18 protein-coding genes and 1 tRNA gene are annotated in these 19,621 nt (G+C 43.7%); 15 read left to right on the forward strand and 4 right to left on the reverse strand.

The genetic code is table 11. The features are described from left to right. Positions 1–34 precede the first annotated feature (34 nt). The 9 genes from J0B03_RS00325 to J0B03_RS00365 are packed head-to-tail and all read left to right on the forward strand — an operon-like array spanning position 35 to position 8,836. Complete coding sequence (locus tag J0B03_RS00325) at positions 35–646, forward strand: DUF2179 domain-containing protein (protein WP_207299917.1); 612 nt, start codon at positions 35–37, stop codon at positions 644–646. Between the two features lies 1 nt (position 647). Then, the gene (locus tag J0B03_RS00330) at positions 648–2,030 is read left to right on the forward strand and encodes an MFS transporter (RefSeq protein WP_207299918.1); all 1,383 of its coding nucleotides are present in this window, start codon (positions 648–650) and stop codon (positions 2,028–2,030) included. Positions 2,031–2,065: 35 nt separating this feature from the next. Further along, a complete protein-coding gene (locus J0B03_RS00335) occupies positions 2,066–4,252 on the forward strand; it encodes a PAS domain S-box protein (RefSeq protein WP_207299919.1) in 2,187 nt (728 codons plus the stop codon). 39 nt (positions 4,253–4,291) lie between these two features. Further along, entirely contained in the window at positions 4,292–5,185 is an 894-nt protein-coding gene (locus tag J0B03_RS00340; protein ID WP_207299920.1) for a sensor domain-containing diguanylate cyclase, read from the forward strand. Between the two features lies 1 nt (position 5,186). After that, complete coding sequence (locus tag J0B03_RS00345) at positions 5,187–6,377, forward strand: PAS domain-containing protein (protein ID WP_207299921.1); 1,191 nt, start codon at positions 5,187–5,189, stop codon at positions 6,375–6,377. Between the two features lie 14 nt (positions 6,378–6,391). Beyond that, positions 6,392–7,180 (forward strand): EFR1 family ferrodoxin, encoded by a 789-nt coding sequence (locus J0B03_RS00350; RefSeq protein ID WP_207299922.1) that lies wholly within the window; start codon positions 6,392–6,394, stop codon positions 7,178–7,180. A gap of 9 nt (positions 7,181–7,189) precedes the next feature. Then, positions 7,190–7,783, forward strand: a complete 594-nt coding sequence (locus J0B03_RS00355) for a hypothetical protein (protein WP_207299923.1) — start codon at positions 7,190–7,192, stop codon at positions 7,781–7,783. Between the two features lie 49 nt (positions 7,784–7,832). Next, positions 7,833–8,588, forward strand: coding sequence for a class B sortase (gene srtB, locus J0B03_RS00360; protein WP_207299924.1), 756 nt, complete (start codon positions 7,833–7,835; stop codon positions 8,586–8,588). Positions 8,589–8,608: 20 nt separating this feature from the next. Beyond that, a complete protein-coding gene (locus tag J0B03_RS00365; protein WP_207299925.1) occupies positions 8,609–8,836 on the forward strand; it encodes a hypothetical protein in 228 nt (75 codons plus the stop codon). A gap of 16 nt (positions 8,837–8,852) precedes the next feature. Here the strand turns inward: J0B03_RS00365 and pgeF are convergent, their stop codons facing one another. Continuing rightward, positions 8,853–9,650 carry a peptidoglycan editing factor PgeF gene (pgeF, locus tag J0B03_RS00370; protein ID WP_207299926.1) on the reverse strand — a complete coding sequence of 266 codons (798 nt, stop codon included), beginning with the start codon at positions 9,648–9,650 and terminating at the stop codon, positions 8,853–8,855. A 115-nt stretch (positions 9,651–9,765) separates the two neighbouring features. Here pgeF and J0B03_RS00375 point away from each other — a divergent pair, with 115 nt between their 5' ends. The 4 genes from J0B03_RS00375 to putP all read left to right on the forward strand — a co-directional run bounded on the left by J0B03_RS00375 (position 9,766) and on the right by putP (position 15,766). Further along, the gene (locus J0B03_RS00375) at positions 9,766–10,686 is read left to right on the forward strand and encodes a ketopantoate reductase family protein (RefSeq protein WP_207299927.1); all 921 of its coding nucleotides are present in this window, start codon (positions 9,766–9,768) and stop codon (positions 10,684–10,686) included. A 193-nt stretch (positions 10,687–10,879) separates the two neighbouring features. Next, on the forward strand, positions 10,880–12,526 hold the full coding sequence (gene hcp / locus J0B03_RS00380) for a hydroxylamine reductase (protein ID WP_207299928.1): 1,647 nt from the start codon (positions 10,880–10,882) through the stop codon (positions 12,524–12,526). Positions 12,527–12,675: 149 nt separating this feature from the next. Further along, positions 12,676–14,040: a C40 family peptidase gene (locus J0B03_RS00385; protein WP_207299929.1), complete on the forward strand. Its 1,365-nt coding sequence runs from the start codon at positions 12,676–12,678 to the stop codon at positions 14,038–14,040. A gap of 193 nt (positions 14,041–14,233) precedes the next feature. Beyond that, positions 14,234–15,766: a sodium/proline symporter PutP gene (putP, locus tag J0B03_RS00390; protein WP_207299930.1), complete on the forward strand. Its 1,533-nt coding sequence runs from the start codon at positions 14,234–14,236 to the stop codon at positions 15,764–15,766. Between the two features lie 38 nt (positions 15,767–15,804). Here the strand turns inward: putP and J0B03_RS00395 are convergent, their stop codons facing one another. Then, positions 15,805–16,230: a universal stress protein gene (locus tag J0B03_RS00395; RefSeq protein WP_207299931.1), complete on the reverse strand. Its 426-nt coding sequence runs from the start codon at positions 16,228–16,230 to the stop codon at positions 15,805–15,807. Between the two features lie 63 nt (positions 16,231–16,293). Further along, a complete protein-coding gene (glpK, locus tag J0B03_RS00400; RefSeq protein ID WP_207299932.1) occupies positions 16,294–17,796 on the reverse strand; it encodes a glycerol kinase GlpK in 1,503 nt (500 codons plus the stop codon). Between the two features lie 106 nt (positions 17,797–17,902). Here glpK and J0B03_RS00405 point away from each other — a divergent pair. Further along, positions 17,903–17,991, forward strand: a tRNA-Ser gene (locus tag J0B03_RS00405). A gap of 115 nt (positions 17,992–18,106) precedes the next feature. Further along, positions 18,107–18,436, forward strand: coding sequence for a hypothetical protein (locus J0B03_RS00410; RefSeq protein WP_207299933.1), 330 nt, complete (start codon positions 18,107–18,109; stop codon positions 18,434–18,436). 442 nt (positions 18,437–18,878) lie between these two features. Here J0B03_RS00410 and J0B03_RS00415 read toward each other — a convergent pair whose 3' ends face one another. Further along, positions 18,879–19,616 (reverse strand): UPF0280 family protein, encoded by a 738-nt coding sequence (locus J0B03_RS00415; protein WP_207299934.1) that lies wholly within the window; start codon positions 19,614–19,616, stop codon positions 18,879–18,881. Positions 19,617–19,621 lie beyond the last annotated feature (5 nt).

Genomic DNA, 19,621 nt, shown 5'->3' on the forward strand with positions numbered 1-19,621 from the left:
GCCCATGACAGCAAGGAAAGGAAGTAGATAAATTTTGAAGGAAATATTGTTGATTATTTTATTGCAACTGATTTATGTGCCGGTATTCACACTGAGAACTCTGTTTTTGGTGAAAAATAGAATTTCAATCGCAGCAGTATTGGGCTTTGTTGAATCATTGGTGTATGTATTCGGATTAGCGCTGGTTTTCAGTGGAGACCAAGGCGCTCTAGCCATGTTTGTTTACGCGGCTGGATTTGGTGTGGGGATCCTCATTGGAGGCTTCATTGAAAATAAAATGGCCATCGGCTACAACAGCTTTATAGTAAATTTGATGAATCGGGATGAAAAGCTGATCGATACCCTGCGCCTGGAAGGATTTGGGGTAACCGTTTATCAGGGAGAAGGCAGGGACAGTACCCGTTATCGACTGGAGATCTTGACGAAACGAAACAGAGAAGACGAATTGCTGGGCATCGTGGAAAAATTCGAACCGGGTGCTTTCATCATATCCTATGAGCCTCGAAAGTTCAGGGGAGGATTCATGGTGAATTCCATGAAACGTCGGAGAGCATCCTTTTTAAAAAGCAAGGAGAAAAAAGATAAATTACAATCGGAAGACTGTAATTATGAAATGAGAGATAAAAGTTGCAATAAGGAGGAGTAAGATGGTTTCCGATGACAACAAACGACGATTTGTCTTGTTTACGACCCTATTGGGATCCTTTTGGAGCGCATATATCATTACATCGGTCAATGTAGCCATACCTTCCATCTCCAAAGAATTTGCTTCTTCTGCAACCTACACCAGTTGGATCCTCACTTCATCCCTGCTGGTGACTTCCATGATCGTGTTGCCGGTCGGTCGACTCAGCGATGTGATCGGTCGGAAAAAGACATTGTTTTATGGTATGTTGAATATGACGATCACTACTTTTTTATGTGGTCTGTCCACATCCGTTACCATGATGATCGTGTTACGGGGCATTCAGGGGATCGGCAGCGCCATGGTTGCAACGACACTCATCTCTATCATAAGTGGTGCATTTCCAGGAAATCGCAGGGGTAAGGCCTTGGGGATCAACGTTGCATTTACTTATCTGGGTTTGTCGGCAGGACCTTTTATCGGTGGATGGCTCGTGGAACAGTTTGGATGGCGCGGCATCTATTATTTCAGTTTTCCCGTGGGGATCTTGTTATTGTTTTTGATCCATCGGATCGACCAGGAATGGAAGTCCAATGAACCTCTGCGTATTGATCACAAAGGTGCTTGGATCTACGCTATTGGCATATTGGCCATTATTTGGGGGCTGAGCAATTTGAAAGGATACCCGGTAGCGCCTTTCATTTTTGTTGGGGGTCTGCTGATGATCTTTTACTTTGGACGATATGAGTCTCGAATCAAGGAACCTCTTATTGATGTAAGAACCTTGAAATCGAATCGTGTATTGATTTTTTCCACCTTGGCATCTTTTATCAACTACAGTTCCACTTATGCCATCAGTTTTATGATGAGCATGTATCTTCAATATGTAAAAGGGTTCGATCCAGGATTTACGGGGACGATATTGTTGATCCAACCGGCATTGCAGGCGACGTTTTCACCCTTTGCAGGATTTCTGTCTGATCGTGTAGACCCCAGGTACGTGGCTTCCTCCGGTATGGGATTGATCGCTGCCAGTTTGTTTTTTCTAAGCGGCTTCGACCAGAACACGGCCGTTTGGCAGATGCTGCTTCTGCTGGGTCTGATCGGTATTGGATTTGCACTTTTCAGCGCACCCAACACCAACTCCATCATGAGTTCCATGGACCGCAACCAATATGGTATTGCCAGCGGGATCCTGAGCACGGCGCGAACCGTTGGCCAGTCTTTCAGCATGGCGGTGACGGGCCTGATCGTATCGTTGTATGTACGGTCAGAAACCGTCACTACAACCAACTTTGCTGCATTTTCTCAAAGTTTTCGTGTTACATTTGTTCTTTTTTCGATATTCTGCATCATCGGTGTGATCGCTTCCCTGGCTCGGGGTAGAAAAGATGCACAAAACTGATTTTCACCGGCTCGAACCTGCGAAAGGATGAGATTATGATCGATCAGACCAAGGCTATGAAAGAACGGAAATTCTACAAGGATTTTTTTGACAACAGCAGTGAATTGATCCATAGCATGGATTCAGAAGGTCGTTTTTTGCAAGTCAACAAGGCCTGGAAAAATGCATTGGGATATAGTGATATGGAACTGAAGGAATTGACACTGTGGGACTTGTTGCGTCCGGATACCGTTGAGCAACATCAGTCGCGCTTTCAAGAAGTGGTGGCAGGTGCCGAATTCCCAGAAAATGTACTGATCCTGCGGACAAAAAACGGGGAGTATCTGGAACTACAGGGCAGTTCCAGATCCGTCTTTGACGATCATGAAAATTTCATATGCACACAAGGGATCTTTCATGATGTGACCATGGAACGAAAAAAACAGCGGGAAATGAAGCAGGCATTGAATCGGCTGCGTGCTTTGTTGATCCAAAGTCCCAGCGGCATCATTCTTTTTGATGAAAAGGGGACCTGTCTGGAAATCTCCGATTCTGTAGCGGAACTGTTTGGAAAGAACAAAAATGAGATCATCGGGAAAACCTACGAAACAGTGATGCCAAGTGAAGCGGTCCACTATTTTCAACAAGTCGTACAGCAGCTGCGTGAGATCGAAGAACCTATTGTACAGCAAAACTCGGTGGAGATCGGCGATAAAAACAGATTCCTTGAAAGTCGTCTATTTCGCGTCTCTGCCAGTGAGAACGGTGGTTTCATTTTTGGTTGCATCATCCATGACATAACAGAACAAAAGGAACTGGAAGAAACCTTGTATAAGGAAAAAGAGCTTTTTCGTACGACCCTCATGTCTGTTGGAGACGGGATCATATCCACTGATGAAATGGGAACAGTGTTGATGATGAATCCAATTGCGGAAAAACTGACAGGTTGGTCCAGCAGGGAAGGGGAAGGACTACCTTTAGAGGATGTTTTTAAAATTCTGGATGACGATGGAAATCCGATCCAGGACGATCCTGCTAAACGGGTATTAAAAACAGGGAAGGTCACCAAGTTGCAGCATCATCGGATACTTCTTGCAAACAATGGCGTACAGATACCCATCGAAGATGTGGCCGCACCGGTAAAAGACAGACACGGCAACTTGACGGGAGCCGTACTTGTTTTTCGAGATTATCGGGAGAAAGTGGAAAAACAAAAGCAAATCGAATATTTGAGTTTTCACGACCATATGACGGGATTGTACAACCGAAGATATATAGAAGATGCCTTGCATCGACTGGATACCCCCAGAAATTTGCCCCTGACGGTCATGATACTGGATGTCAATGGATTGAAATTGACCAACGACGCATTTGGTCATGAAGCAGGTGATCAATTGTTGATCCATGTGTCGGACATTTTGAAAAGTGTCTGTCGTTCCGACGATTTGATTGGACGCATCGGAGGCGATGAATTTTTGATCCTGTTCCCTAACACGGATGAAAAAGCGGCCCGGCAGATCAAAGACAGGATCAATGCTCAGGCACAAAAAGAGAAACTTGGGCCGGTGATCGTCAGTGTTGCCATCGGATGCGCCGTCAAGACCAAAGAGGAAGAAAACATCAAATCGATCCAACAACATGCAGACAACAATATGTACCAAGATAAAATCAAACATGGCAAATCCATGAAAACCGGTACGATCCATGCCGCCATTCAGGAAATCTACAAACGTTATGACAACGAACAGCGTCATACTATCGAAGTAGCGAATTTGTGCGTTTTGATGGCCCAAAATCTTGGCTTTGAAAGATCGGAAGTGGAACTGATCAAGAACGCAGCCATGCTCCATGACGTTGGAAAAATACTCATTCCAGAAAAGGTATTGAACAAAGTTACCACCTTTACGAAGGAAGAATTAGACATGGTCCATCGCCATCCGGAAACCAGTTATCAGATCTTGAAAAGTGTGGACGACTTTGCGTCCATTGCTGAAATCGTTCTTCACCACCATGAGCGATGGGATGGGAAAGGGTATCCTCAAGGATTAAAAGGGGCGTCCATACCATTGATGTCTCGTGTCATGTCCATAGCCGATGCATACGAAGCCATGACATCGCCGCGAACATACCGAAGGCAGCTTGACAAAGAAGAAGCCGTTGAAGAATTGCGCCGCTGCAAAGGGACCCAGTTTGATCCTGCCTTGGTGGAAGTATTCATCGAAAAAGTTTTGCCGCATTTATAAAAAGAAACGAAAGAATGACAGAAGAGAGGAAAACCATTCATGTATACGGAATTGAGTGCAGCAGACCGATTGGAATTGCTGGAACTGTTGATCGAGAAGGCAGAATTCGGTTTTGTGATCATCGACCAATCTCATCAAATTATAGAAGCCAACAGTCGTTTTGTCGAAATGTTGGGATACGATTCTTTGGAAGAAGTCATTGGTCTGCATACCTGGGATTATGAATATGAGATGCCCCAAGAAGAAATCGTTGAAAATTTCAACGATCTGTCCAAAGTGGCTCGACGCTTTGAATCGGTCCATCAGCGCAAGGATGGAACCACATATCCGGTAGAAGTCAGTATGGCAGGTGCCAGCATCCACGGGGAAAGCAGGTCCTATAAAGCTGTCATGTGCATTTGCGAGGATATCACCCTTCGTAAAGAAAATGAAGAAACACTGCGGTATCTAAGTCTTCATGATCAGCTCACCGGTGTTTACAATCGTGTATATTTTGATGATCTTCTGGAATCGTATTCCCATACTGGTCCATATCCGGTGACATTGCTTCTTTGCGATTTAGATGACCTGAAGATCATCAATGACAAGCTTGGACACATGAATGGAGATGAAATGTTGCGTCGAACAGCCATCTTGATCGAAAGTTCTCTGAGAAAAGGAGATACCATCGTACGATACGGTGGGGATGAATTCGTGGTGATCTTACCGGATACAGAAGAAAAAAATGCAATAAAGGTCATTGGCCGGATCAATGAGCGGATCCACCATTATAATCAACGAAGCCGTTCTTCGATCGGAGTAACTATAGGAATGGCCACCGCCCATGATGGTTCCATATCGCTGAAAAGGATCTTGAAAATGGCAGATCGAGATATGTACACCCAAAAAGAAACGAAGAAAGCTTCTGCCACATCTACAAAGCTGGGAGGATAAGATGGAAGAACGAATAAAAAACCTTATTGATTACTGCCAGGGTGTTTTACGCAAGGAAAATGGAAAGGTATTGTATGAGCGATACCTGAAAGACATTCAAACCATCACACCCATGGACTTGATCCATATCGAAAACGAACAGTTGAAAATGGGGAACAAACCGGAAGAATTGTTGACCGTAGTGGACAAATTGATCAACGTGTTTTACAAGTATCTGAAAGAATTTGCGATGGAAGCACCAACGGAAGGGACCTTTCTTTATTACTTGATGGAAGAAAACAAGGAATTTACTGAAAAATTGCATACTTTCAAAATGGTGGTGAAAGAGAGGGAGTGGGACACATATAAAGAAAAAACGTTGGTCTTCCTTAATGAGATGATGGAGTATGAGGAACATTTGCTGAAGATTGAAAACATCCTGTTTCCCATGTTGGAAAAAAAGAAAGATCGATTCAATGGAATGCAGATCATGTGGGCTTTGCATGATCAAGTCCGAAAGAAATTAAAAAAATTGCATGCTCATATAGAAAAAGACAGATTGGGAACCGAAGAAATCAACATGGAGATGGGTTTGCTTTATTTTCAACTATTCGGTCTTGTTCAAAAACAGGAACTGATCCTGTTTCCGGCGGCAAAAGAAACATTGTCTGCAGAAGAATTTTCAGACATGCATTATCAAAGCAGAGAGTACGGATTTCCTTATATTGAAAAACCGAAGCACTTCACAAAACCTGAAAAAGAAGGTAAAATGAACGAAGATCCAACGGATAATCACCAAATTCTCCACTTGGAAACCGGTTCGTTGTCCATGGATCAAATCAAAAGCATGCTGGATGTTCTTCCCCTAGATATGACGTTGGTGGACGAAAAGGATCAGGTCGTTTATTTCAGCAGGCCGAAAGAACGGATATTTCCAAGGTCACCAGCCATCATTGGAAGAAATGTTCGAAATTGTCATCCACCCCAAAGTGTCCATGTTGTGGAAGATATTCTGGAAGCCTTTAAAAACAATGAAAAAGAGCAAGCCTCCTTTTGGATCCAACGAAACAGCCAATTTATCCTGATCCAATATGTCGCTTTGCGAGACGATGAAGGAAAGTATGCAGGAACCTTGGAAATCAGTCAGGAAGTTAGCCAAATCCGTGCATTGGAAGGGGAAAGACGTTTGCTCCAATGGATGGATGAAAAATAAAGAAAGGGGAAAATATGAATCGTAAAATCACGGGAGTATATTTTAGTCCTACTGGAGGAACAAAAAAAACTGTGGAGGTCATTGCCAAGGCAATCGACGGCAATGTCGTCATGGAAGATTTGACAAAACTAGCCCAGCGTTTGGAACCCTTGTCTTTTGACGAATCCGATTACGTAGTAGTGGGAGTGCCGGTATATGCGGGCAGGATCCCTTTGGAGATGGAAAAATATTTCAATGCCATGAAAGGAAACGACACTCCGGCAGTTTGTGTGGTCGTGTATGGCAATCGAGATTACGATGACGCCCTCCTGGAATTGACGGAGTTATTGGAGAAAAATGGTTTCCGTGTTCATGCTGGTGGAGCCTTTATTGGAGAGCATTCCTATACGAACCTGGTCGGGGGAGGTCGACCCGATCAAGAAGATGTTGAGGTAGCAAAAGATTTTGGAAGAACGGCATGGGAAAAGTTTAAGAAACGTAATGATGTGTCAAATAAATGGAAACCATTGCAAGTTAAGGGTAAGCATCCATACAAAGAAAGAATGCCGTCTGCACCAATGGCACCGATCACAACAGACGATTGTGTTTTTTGTGGTCTTTGCGCAGAAGCATGCCCCATGGAAGCGGTGGATTTTGAAGATTATTACAGCGTCGATGCTACTCGGTGCATTCGTTGTTGCGCCTGCATAAAAATCTGCCCTCAGGATGCAAAACGTTTTGAGCATCCGATGGTAGAGAAGATCACGGAGTCGTTGATCGCAAATTGCAGCAATATACGAAAAGATCCGGAATTGTTTTTTTAAGGAGAGGGAATGAATATGGACATAAACTTTATCGAACGTATCCCATTTGACTTGGACCCACAAGTGATCGGTGAGTTGCTCAAACTTCGATCCAGGGAAAGTTTGATGGATATATTGGAAGAACAGATCGAACTGGCCAATAATGTAGCGGTACCAAAAGCCGCATATTTCGAAACACCGATCACGGGAATAGATGGCGAAGATGTCATGTTTTGCAACGAAACTTTCCGTAGCAAAATGTTGTCCGACTTAGTGAAAGTTCAACAAAAGATCTATCCGTATATCATAACCATAGGTATGGAATTGGAAGAAAAGTATCAAGCATTGGACGATATCATGGAACAATACATACTGGATGGTGTCCAAGGTGTCATATTGAGTCAAGCAACCGCTTTTGTTGCAAAAGAATTGAAAGAAAAGTACGGTATCGGAGAGGTTGCTTTCCACATTCCTGGAGAATTGGATGATTGGGATCTTTCTGAACAACCGAAATTATTTCGTTTGTTCGGAGAAACACAAAACGACCTCGGCGTTGTTTTAAGTCACAGCAACTTGATGAAACCAACAAAAAGTGTTTCGGGAGTTTATTACGAAATCGTATAAGAAAATAATTTTTCGAAGTTGTGAAAGCAATGGATAGGTGGGATAACCCTTGGAATTTAGATCGATGTTGGGAAAAGCGCTGTTGGTCGTTGCCTTGTTGGCATTGGTTGTTACCGGATATAACAGTTACCGGGAAAAACAGTTGATGGAAGAATTGCGCAGCAAAACTCAGGTGGAAGAACCAGAGGATAACAAGGAAGAAGAACCGGAAGAAGATGTCATGCTGACCAAGTTTGAAAAACTGTTTGCAGAAAACAACGATTTGGTCGGTTGGATCCGCATCGATGGAACAGCCGTAGATTATCCGGTTTTGCAATTTGTTGACAACGAGTATTATCTAAACAAAGATTTTCAGGGAAACAAAAGCAAAGCAGGGTCCATTTTTATGGACTACAGAAACAGCCCGGATACGGAAGGCTTCAATACCATACTGTATGGGCATCACATGGCGGATGGATCCATGTTCAAAGATTTGATGAACTACAAGGATGAAGATTTCTTTAAAGAACATTCCATCGTGGACTTTGATATTCTAAACAAGGAATACGAATGGGAGATCTTCAGTGTATACGTAACCGATGTAGGATTTTATTATATCGATACGAATTTTCCCACGAAAGAGAAAAAACTGGAATTCATCAAATCCATAAGAGAACGGTCCCTGTTTGAGAGCCCTGCTTATGTGGGAGCAGAAGATCATATCCTGACATTGAGTACTTGTACCTACGAGTTCGACAATGCCAGATTTGTTGTCCATGCCAAGCGAGTGGATCATCAGGAGATCACAAATCAAATGCAGGAATGAACAAAAGGGGGAAACGTATATTGGAATGGAACAAGTGGACAGTGGAAGAATTAAGACGAAAATTGGACGAACTGGAGGATGACCTGGATGAAGTGATTTTAGAGAAAACCATGGTATTGAGCCAAACAGGTCTTCATATTTCAAGTAAAAAAATTATGCAGCAAAGCAAGGAATTTGCGGAATCCATTGAACGGTTAAGTGGAGAAATTGCTGCCATCGAAGAAGAATTAAAGCGTCGTAGTCAATAAGAACTGCGACGCTTTCTTATATCAGGGTCATGATTGCAGCCATACGACCTGCTGCAGATCCCTCTCTACGATAGGAATAATACAATTTGTCGTTGCATTTGGTACACAATGCTGCAGTTTCTATATTATGGTTCAGCACCCCCGATGCCATGAATTGATCCCTATTGATTTGCCAGAGATCCACATGGAATTTATCTTTGGATTTTGATTCCATGTATTTTACCCAACCAGGATGTGCATCAAGCATGATATCTGCCACATCCTTCCCAATTTCAAAGCAACAGGGACCGATGGAAGGACCGATGCCGACAAGAATATCGGCTGGATCGGTGCCATATGCTTTTTTCATGGCTCGTAAAGCGTTTTTCCCGATCTCTAGTAAGGTTCCTTTCCATCCCGCGTGGGCCAGTCCAATGGCCTTGTTTTTTGGGTCCAATAAAAACAAGGGAACGCAATCTGCATAAAATGTAACCAAACCCAGCTTTCTTTCATTGGTGATGAGTCCATCCATTCCTCTGTGCTCGGCCCTGATGTTTGTTCCAAATCCGGTATCGTTGCCACATACCTCCCGAATTCGGTTTCCATGGACTTGATCGGAGAGGACCAGATCTTCCAATGCAAGGTTCATTTCTACAGCCAATACGGCAAGATTACTCCCGGTCACCTCAAGATCTGAGGTTTTCGTGTTGAGATCCCAGGTGGATCCATTTTTTAAATTGCGGGTGGTGAAACCATGTTGAACAAGTTCCGTCTTTTGAAAATGAGTAAATGTACCAAAAGTACCGTGTATACCAATATTTTGTGTAAAAGTCATGAGAAATTCTCCTTTATCAATATTGCTCTCATTATACACAAAAACTTGATTTTGTTGTACAATGATTTCATCAGACAGACAAGGCAAAAGAGTGATCATCGAAAGGTGGGATACAATGAATGAAATAAGAGAAGTGGCCGTCATCGGGTTGGGTGCCTTGGGAATCATGTATGGAAAGCATTTGATGGATCATGGTGCACAAGAGCATCTTTCCATCATTGTGGATAAAGAGCGCTTGGAAAGATACGAAAGAGAAGGGGTTTTCTGCAACGACGAAGTATGTTCTTTTCATTACGTAATACCGGAAAAGTGCAAAAATACAGTGGATCTGCTCTTGATCGCAGTAAAATTCAACGGACTGGAACAAGCCTTGAAAGATGCCGCTCCGTTTGTAGACGAAAATACGATCATTATGTCCTTACTCAATGGCATCTCCAGCGAGGAGATCATAAAAGAGCGTTTTGGCAGTGAAAAAGTGGTTTACTGTGTGGCTTTGGGTATGGATGCGATGAAGCTGGGAAACCAGATGCATTATACCAACAAGGGACTGTTGGCTTTTGGAACCTTCGATCAATACGAAAAAAATCCTAAAATTTCTGCGGTTGCATCATATTTCGATCGTATGGAAATTCCATATCGAATAGACAATAACATGAAATACCAATTGTGGAGCAAATTCATGGTGAATGTAGGGGTAAATCAAACGACCATGGTCTATGAAACCAATTATGCAGGGATCCATAAAGATGGTGAAGCAAGGCAGACCATGATAGCGGCCATGAGGGAAGTGATGGAATTATCCAAAGCAGAGGGTATCAACTTGACGGATGAAGACTTGCACTACTGGCTTGAAGTATTGGATGGATTGGATCCGGAAGGCATGCCTTCCATGAGACAAGACAGTGTACGGGGTCAAAAGAGCGAAGTAGAACTTTTTTCAGGTACTTGTATCGCTTTAGGTAATAAACATGGCATATCTGTTCCGGTGAATGAATATTTGTATCAGCAAATCCGAACCATGGAAAATAATATTTAAGCGTTTTTTACGGATGTACTCGGGTATATTATTAAGGAGTGCATCTGTTTTTATGTGTATGGGAACACAAGTATTACTACTTTGGTTTAAAAATCACAATGTTGCGTAGCTGAAGATACGGAATTTCGCCAAAGATGTTGTTATAATAAACCCATGAAAACAGATAGACTAAATAAAAAGGAGAGATCACACTATGAGCATGTTTTGTTACCAGTGTCAAGAAGCTGCGAAAAATGAAGGATGTACTGTAAGAGGGGTCTGCGGCAAGAACGAAGCTGTATCCAATCTGCAGGATTTGTTGATTTATACGTTAAAAGGAATTTCACAATTGGTATTGAAGGCGGAGGAAGCTGGTGTTTCCGTTCCATCTACGGACCATTTCATCATGAATGGGTTGTTTGTGACCATTACAAATGCAAACTTCGACGATGCTGCCATCGTTCAAACCATCAAAGACGGGTTGGAACTACGTGATTCCATTAAAGACACTTTAACGGAAAATGGGGTTTCTCTGGATGGACTTCACGATGCAGCCCAGTGGACTTGTGCAACAGAAGCGGAACTTTTGGCAAAGGCGGATGCGCCGGAAGTTGGCGTACTTGCTACGGAAAATGAAGACGTACGTTCTTTGCGAGAGTTGATCATCTATGGTGTTAAAGGAATGGCAGCCTATGCCGAGCATGCTTATAACCTGGGAAAAACCAGTGATGAAGTCAACAAGTTCATGGTAAAAGCATTGGCAGCAACTTTGGATAATACCTTGAGTGCAGACGATTTGGTCGCTCTGACGCTGGAGACTGGAAAATTTGGCGTTGATACCATGGCCATGTTGGATGCAGCCAATACAGGTGCATACGGCAATCCGGAAATCACGGAAGTAAATATCGGCGTTCGAAACAATCCGGCTATTTTGGTATCCGGTCATGATTTAAAGGATTTTGAACAACTGCTGGAACAAACGAAAGGTACGGGTGTGGATGTTTACACCCACGGAGAAATGCTTCCGGCCAACTATTATCCTGCATTCAAAAAATACGACAACTTCGTAGGAAACTATGGAAATTCATGGTGGAAACAAAATGAAGAATTTGAAACATTCAATGGACCGGTTTTGTTTACAACAAACTGCATCGTTCCTCCAAAAGGGGATCAAGGTTCCAGGATCTACACGACAGGAGCATCCGGATATCCTGGGTGCACCCATATCGTAGCAGATGAAAATGGTGTTAAAGATTTCTCCGCAATCATCGAACATGCGAAGAAGCTGAACCCGCCGACAGAGATCGAAAACGGGACCATCGTTGGTGGATTTGCTCATGCACAAGTATTCGCATTGGCCGACAAAGTAGTGGATGCAGTGAAAACTGGAGCCATCAAAAAGTTCTTTGTCATGGCAGGCTGTGACGGACGCATGAAATCCAGAGATTACTATACGGAATTTGCTGAAGCGCTTCCAAAAGACACGGTGATCTTGACTGCCGGTTGTGCAAAATATCGATACAACAAGTTGCCATTAGGCGACATTGGCGGGATCCCAAGAGTATTGGACGCCGGACAATGCAACGACTCTTATTCCTTGGCCGTTATCGCATTGAAATTGAAAGAAGTTTTTGAACTGAACGATATCAACGAGCTGCCCATCGCTTACAACATAGCATGGTATGAGCAAAAAGCTGTCATCGTATTGTTGGCACTGCTGTATCTAGGAGTAAAAAATATCCACTTGGGACCAACACTTCCAGCATTCCTGTCTCCCAACGTGGCAAAGGTTTTAGTAGAAACCTTTGGAATCGCCGGAATCGGAACCGTTGACGAAGACGTCGAACTGTTCATGGCATAAAAGTAGTATAAGAGTTAAAAGGGTCTGCAGAATTGCAGGCTCTTTTTTTTACCGCTAAAATGTATCGAAAGTGTAAATAAAGTTTGTCTAAAAGGTCTCTTAGTGTTACAATGTGTTTGTGTAAATATTTTGATGAATGGGGTATGAATATGAACGGATTCAAGCGAATGACCGCAGCATTGATTTCCATCGCATTGACGGCATTCATCGGACTGGGCATCTTTTTCTACCAAAACAGCTTTTCTTACGAAGTTTTTTTGAACGGAGAGCGGATCGGAAATGTTCTGGAAGCGAAGACTGTAGCAGACGCTTTGGAAGATGCAGATCAGGAATTAAAAGAAAAATACGGTTCCAACATCATTTATGAAAAAGAAATTACGTTGGAAAAAGTGCAAATAAAAACAGACCATGAGGATCTGTTGACGGTCAAAAACAATATCTTGAACACGGTTGATGTACAAAAACCTGCTGCTGCATTGATCATTGACGGAGAAAGTCGTTTCATTCTTGAAAACGAAGAGGAAGTCGATCAACTACTGGCCGCCATTATGGATCCTGTTAAGCAAAAATTGAAGGACCTGCCGGATCATGCACAATTGTTGGAAGTGGATTTCAAGCAAGAGATCACGATTGAAGAACAAATCGTTCCTGTGGATTCGTTGTACAAGCTGGAAGAAGTGATGGATCTGGTGTTGACAGGCACTGAATCCGCATTGACCTATCAGGTAGCGACGGGGGATTCCGCATGGACCATTTCCCGATCCTTTGACGTAGGCCTTCGATCCCTGGAAGAAGCAAATCCGGGCAAAGATCTAACGGAACTGGCGCCAGGAGACGTTCTGGTCTTATCAAAAGACAAACCATATTTAGATATTGTTTATACTCTGAAAGAGACTACTATAGAGAAGATCCCGTTTGAAACCATCAAGAAAAAAGAGGACACTTTGTATGTTGGACAAACAAAAGTTGAGCAGCAAGGCATTCATGGCAACAAAGAAGTCGTACGGGAAGTGACCTACATCAACGATGTAGTGGATTCCCAAAAAGTGCTGTCAGAAATCGTTGCGAAGGAACCTGTAGAAAAAATCGTTTTGGAAGGTACCAAGGCCCGGCCAGTTGCAGCAAGAATTGTATCAACAACCCATGCAGCCGCTCATAACGGATCGATTGGGTCCTCCATAGTGGCTGAGGCAAAGAGATATTTGGGTGTTCCATATGTACGTGGCGGCAGTACTCCATCCGGTTTTGATTGCAGCGGATTCACCTCCTATGTCTATCGTCAATTGGGGATCTCCATACCAAGGACCAGTGGGGCACAGGCAAGAGTTGGCGGGTATGTTGCCCGAAGTGACCTGAAACCCGGTGACCTGGTAGCTTTTACCGGACATGTGGGGATCTATGTGGGAGGCGGAAATTTCATACATGCACCCTCACCAGGGAAAAGAGTAATGATCAGTTCCATGAATACATCTTATTGGAGAGCAAGATACATATCCGGACGTCGAGTTTACTAAACAATAACATATAAACACCAGGAAATCACGACGATTTCCTGGTGTTTATTTTTGATCAAAAAATGAAAAAATATCAGAAAATTTGGAATAATTGTGATTTCATCTTTAACTGTTGATTGGTCTTGTGTATAATGTTATTTGGTTTTGTAATATTATACATACTATAACCAAATACAATGAAAGAGGTGAAGGGATGACCGATGCAAGGATCCATGCAATAGTACTTGTTTTCTATTTGGCCGTACTGATGGGTATTGGTTTGTATTTCTTTAAAAACAGCAAAAGTCAAAACGATTATTTTCTAGGAGGACGAAACCTCAATGTTTGGGTAACGTCCATGAGCGCCCAGGCATCTGACATGAGCGGATGGCTTTTGATGGGATTACCGGGGACCGCGTTCTTACTAACGAGAAACAGCGGGATGGGGGAGGCAGTCTGGACAGCAGCCGGATTGGCGGTAGGAACCTATCTAAATTGGCTGATATTGGCTAAAAAACTCCGGCAATATTCGGAACATGCCGGAGATTCCATTACGATCCCTACGTTTTTGGAAAACCGATTCCAAGATAAAACTCATCTGATCAAAATGATTTCCGCTTTGTTTATTGTGATCTTTTTTCTCATTTATACTGCAGCTCAATTTTCTGCTGGAGCAAAACTGTTCAATGCCGTCTTTGGCATTTCCTATGAACTTGCATTGATTCTGGGAGCCATTGTAATTGTGTCCTATACTTTTTTGGGAGGATTCCTGGCTGTTTGCTGGACCGATCTGATCCAGGGCATTCTCATGTTTTTTGCCATATTGATCTTGCCGATACTTGCAGTAAGTCAGTTGGGAGGTCTTAACGGGACCATGGATATAGCAGCAAGATTGGCGGATTTACCTCAAGGTTTTGGAATGAGCGACTGGTTGGGAACGAATACTTTGAGCGTTTTGTCCATCGTCTCCATCGCTGCCTGGGGATTGGGATATTTTGGACAACCTCACATATTGACCCGTTTTATGGGCATCAAGCACTCCAAAGATGTTGCTCCAGCCAGACGGATCGCAACCCTTTGGGTCATTGTCACTTTGGCGGCGGCCACCGTATTGGGTGTGATCGGTAAGGCATATATGTCCACAGTCGTTTCAACGGAAGTTCTTTCCACCATGGACGGTGAACGGATCTTTATTTACCTGGTTCAAAATTTGCTGCAGGGGCCGGGATTTGCCATTATTGCAGGGATATTGCTGACAGCCATCTTGTCGGCCATCATGAGCACGGCAGACTCACAGCTGCTGGTAACCTCTTCTGCCGTTTCGGAGGATATTTTTAAAAATCTTTTCAAAGGAAAGATCAAGGAAGATCGATTGATATGGATCAGCAGAGCTACCGTATTGGTGGTGGCGTTTATTGCTTTTTTCATCGCCAGAGATCCAAACAGCAGCGTATTTGATTTGGTTTCTTACGCCTGGGCTGGTTTTGGTGCAGCTTTCGGCCCGGCGATTTTGTTGTCTCTCTATTGGAGAAGGATGAATTGGCAAGGTGCCTTGGCCGGGATCCTATCCGGCGGGGCAACTGTCTTGATCTGGCGAAATTTCATCAAAGCCACCATCAACTTATATGAATTGCTGCCGGCATTTATTGTATCCCTGGTTTTTATCGTTGCAGTTACCCTATTAACGAAAGAGCCGGAATCGAAAGTTACTAAAGTATACGATGAGTATTTAAAATCAGAATTGTAAAGAAAAATCCCGGTTCGATCTCGAACCGGGATTTTTCTTTATTTTACTACAAGTACAGGGCAATTTGACTGATGCAATACCCGTTGACTGACGCTTCCGAGAATGGTACCAGCCACAAATCCATGGCCATGGCTCCCCATCACGATCAAGTCGATCTTTTCATCTTTTGCCACATCATCGATTTGAATGGCCGGGGAACCGTATCGGATGATTTTATGGATGGGAATGGTGGTTTCGATATCGTTCAATGTAAGATCCAGTGCCATTTTCCCCAACTGTTCCAAAGCTTCTTCATTGACATCGATCCCGTAAGAGGCGGTATAGCCCCAATAGGAATCGGGAGAGTGGGTAACATTCAGCAGTACGATCTCGCCATTTGTAAGTTCTGCAATGGCCAAGGCTTCTTTTAATGCTCGTTTGGAAAAATCTGATGAATCGGTGGGTACTAGTATTTTTTTATACATGAGGTCCTCCTGTAAAACGAATTTTTGTTGTAATCAGTTTATACCCCGTTTTATATCATGAAATCAATGAAAGTCTTCTTCCCACTGCAGGGAACGGGATACTGCCTTTTTCCATCCCTGGTACAGTCTGTTTCTTCGTTCTTCATCCATCGTACTATTGAATTCCCGGTCCAGATCCCAGTAGGCCTGGATCTCCTCCAAATCTTTCCAAAAACCGACTTTCAGGCCTGCAAGGTAAGCTGCACCCAATGCCGTTGTTTCTAAAATCACAGGTCGCTGTACGGATACATCCAACATATCGGATTGAAATTGCATCAGGAAATTGTTGGCTGAAGCGCCACCATCCACTTTAAGGGCTTTTAGATCCATGTTGGCATCCAATTCCATAGAGGTCAGAACATCCTTCGTTTGATAGGCTATGGCTTCCAGAGTGGCCCTGACCAGGTGTTCCCGCTTTGCTCCTCGGGTAAGTCCGAAGATGGCTCCTCTGGCATACATGTCCCAGTGAGGGGCCCCCAGTCCAGTGAATGCAGGGACGATATAAACGCCGTTGGTATCTGGTACCATGTTTGCATAATACTCCGTTTGGGCGGAATCATACACAAGCCGCAATTCATCACGAAGCCATTGGATTGCAGCACCTGCTACAAATATGCTCCCTTCCAGGGCATAAGTGATCTTTCCATTCAACCCCCAGGCAATGGTAGTCAAAAGACCGGCTTCAGAGTAGACTGGTTCACTGCCTGTATTCATCAACAGGAAGCATCCCGTTCCGTAGGTGTTTTTTGCCATGCCGGACCAAAAACAAGCTTGCCCAAATAGAGCGGCCTGTTGATCACCGGCGACACCGGCAATTGGGATGTTTGCCCCGCCAAAAGTGGAAGGATCCGTTTGACCAAAATTGCCGCTGGAGTCTCTCACTTCCGGCAACATGGAACGGGGGATCTCCATTTCCTGCAGCAATTCTTCATCCCAGTCCAAAGTCCGTATATTGTAAAGCATGGTCCTGGAGGCATTGCTATAATCTGTGGCGTGGACTTTTCCTTTGGTCAAGTTCCAGATCAGCCAGGTATCCATGGTGCCAAAGAGAAGTTCACCTTTTTCCGCCTGTGTTCTGGCACCTTCCACATTGTCCAGGATCCACTTGATTTTTGTTCCACTGAAATATGCATCGATGATCAGTCCAGTTTTTTCCTTAATAGGTTTGGACCATCCCTTTTCCTTTAACGTTTCACAGTAAGCAGCGGTCCGCCGACATTGCCAAACGATGGCATTGTAAATGGGCTTCCCGGTGTTTTTGTCCCACACTACCGTTGTTTCACGCTGATTGGTAATGCCTATAGCGGCAACTTCCTTTGGAGAGATCCCGGTTTTGTCCAGCACCTGCCTTGCCACACCGCTTTGAGTACCCCAAATCTCCATGGCATCGTGTTCCACCCAACCGGGTTTTGGATAGATCTGCGGAAATTCGCTTTGGGCGATATCGATGATGGCACCTTTCTGATCGAACAAGATGGCTCTGGAACTGGTTGTTCCCTGATCCAATGCCAATATGTATTTTTGCATATATAAAGACCTCCTTGTTATTTGTATCTTGATTTTAGTATAGCATAAGGTCGACTTAAAAATTTATAGAAAAGATATGGAATATTTGGTATAATGGCATTTGTTCGGAAGAGTATCGAAGAGGTCATAACGAGCCGCACTCGAAATGCGGTTGTCCGCAAGGGCACGTGGGTTCGAATCCCACCTCTTCCGCCAGAATGAAAGCAAGCAGTTTTCCCAAAGTCGGGAGGACTGCTTTTTTGATTCGTGTGAAATTGTGTAATCTGAGCCAAAACGGTGTATATATCTATTGCACGATCACGTGATTCGAATGATTCAAGACGACACACCCTTTTCCATCAGTGTATATCCAGAAGAGTTGAAAGGGTTTTCCATACCTGGACAAAGCATTCACTATTTGGTCACGGTACAGGATGAAGGTAAGGACAATGCTGTAACTATTTCGGCTGTTGCTTCGGACGCAACTGTACAGATCATTCAACCTGAGCTTTTGGAAGGACAGGTCGCGGAAGTCATTGTAATCCCGGAGTCCAATAGCGCAGGCAAAAAAATTGACGTTTTGATCGAAGGGAAGCGAGGCTCTGTCACCGAAGAGATCACTCGGTCTTTAGAAGTGATCGAAGGGGAAGACGACCGTTAAGAAAAGGCAGCGGAACTTCTTGTACCTTTCATCGCGCACCTTGAAGAAAGGTATCCGGAACTCAACATCGCTTCAGATACAAAATGGGAAGGAACCATGGTCAGCCCCCAATGGTTGGTGGTCTCTCATTATTTGTTCTTTTCAGAAGAATGGGAGCTTCACTTGGAGTGGCATGTGATGATTCCTCCATCGGACTGGGTGCGAATCGATTTACGGCATCGAAACGATGAAACCAAACCCTCTTTGGCTTTTGAAATTACTTCCCTTGCTTCGCAGTCCAATCCGACACCCACGGCCGTCCCCGTTGAAATCTGGAGGTAAATGACTGAAATTTCGTAGTAATTCGAATAAGGAATCATGTGATCCAAGTTAGAACGAAAATGAGCGGTTTTCCTGAAGAAAACCGCTCATTATATTGATTTTAAAATCATTCGCCATAGGGTCAAACTTTATGAAGACCCAAATCGCCCCACAAGGCCAACCCATCATCTTTGATGGCGACGATTCCGAGAATATTGGAAATTTTAGAAGCATATTGGACGGCCCCTTCTAGATCGGATATTTTATCAATACGATTGGCGGTTGCAGTTGCAACAGCGTCCGCCAATGCCGTATCATGAGATACAATCACCACAGCATCCGCTTTCCCAAAACTCAAGGAATGACCAAAGGTTCCGGATGAAGTACAGATGCCCATAGGCGTGTTTTCCGGTTTGATCTCCAAAGCCAAACGATTTGATAGGGGAGAGGCACCAGCATAAATCAAGACCCGCCTCGTTGTTGACAAAGACAAATAGAGATCACCGCCATTTTCTACGATCACATCCGGATTACATTTTGCAAGTTTTCTTCCAACCATCTCAGCCATCGTGCCTGCTACGGCGGCCATGGGTCCTACTCCTGCCTGAAATGCAGCTTCTTTCATTTTTTTGATCATGGATGGATCGTCTGGATCCACTGGGAGCGGAACCAAGCTGTCTTTGAATAATGGATCTTTTTCCATGTGTGCAATCAAAATTTTTCTGCAAGCAGATAGGACCTCTGCTGCACCATCTACATGATCCGTCACGTACAAATCCAAGTCGGATTCTTCCTGTGTGACATTGAATCGAACAAGAGGTTGTTTTAAATGACCCCCTGTCCAATCTCGATAAAAACGAGGTTCATAAAAATCTTTCATGTCTG

The organism is Alkalibacter rhizosphaerae, assembly GCF_017352215.1.
GTDB lineage: Bacteria > Bacillota > Clostridia > Eubacteriales > Alkalibacteraceae > Alkalibacter > Alkalibacter rhizosphaerae.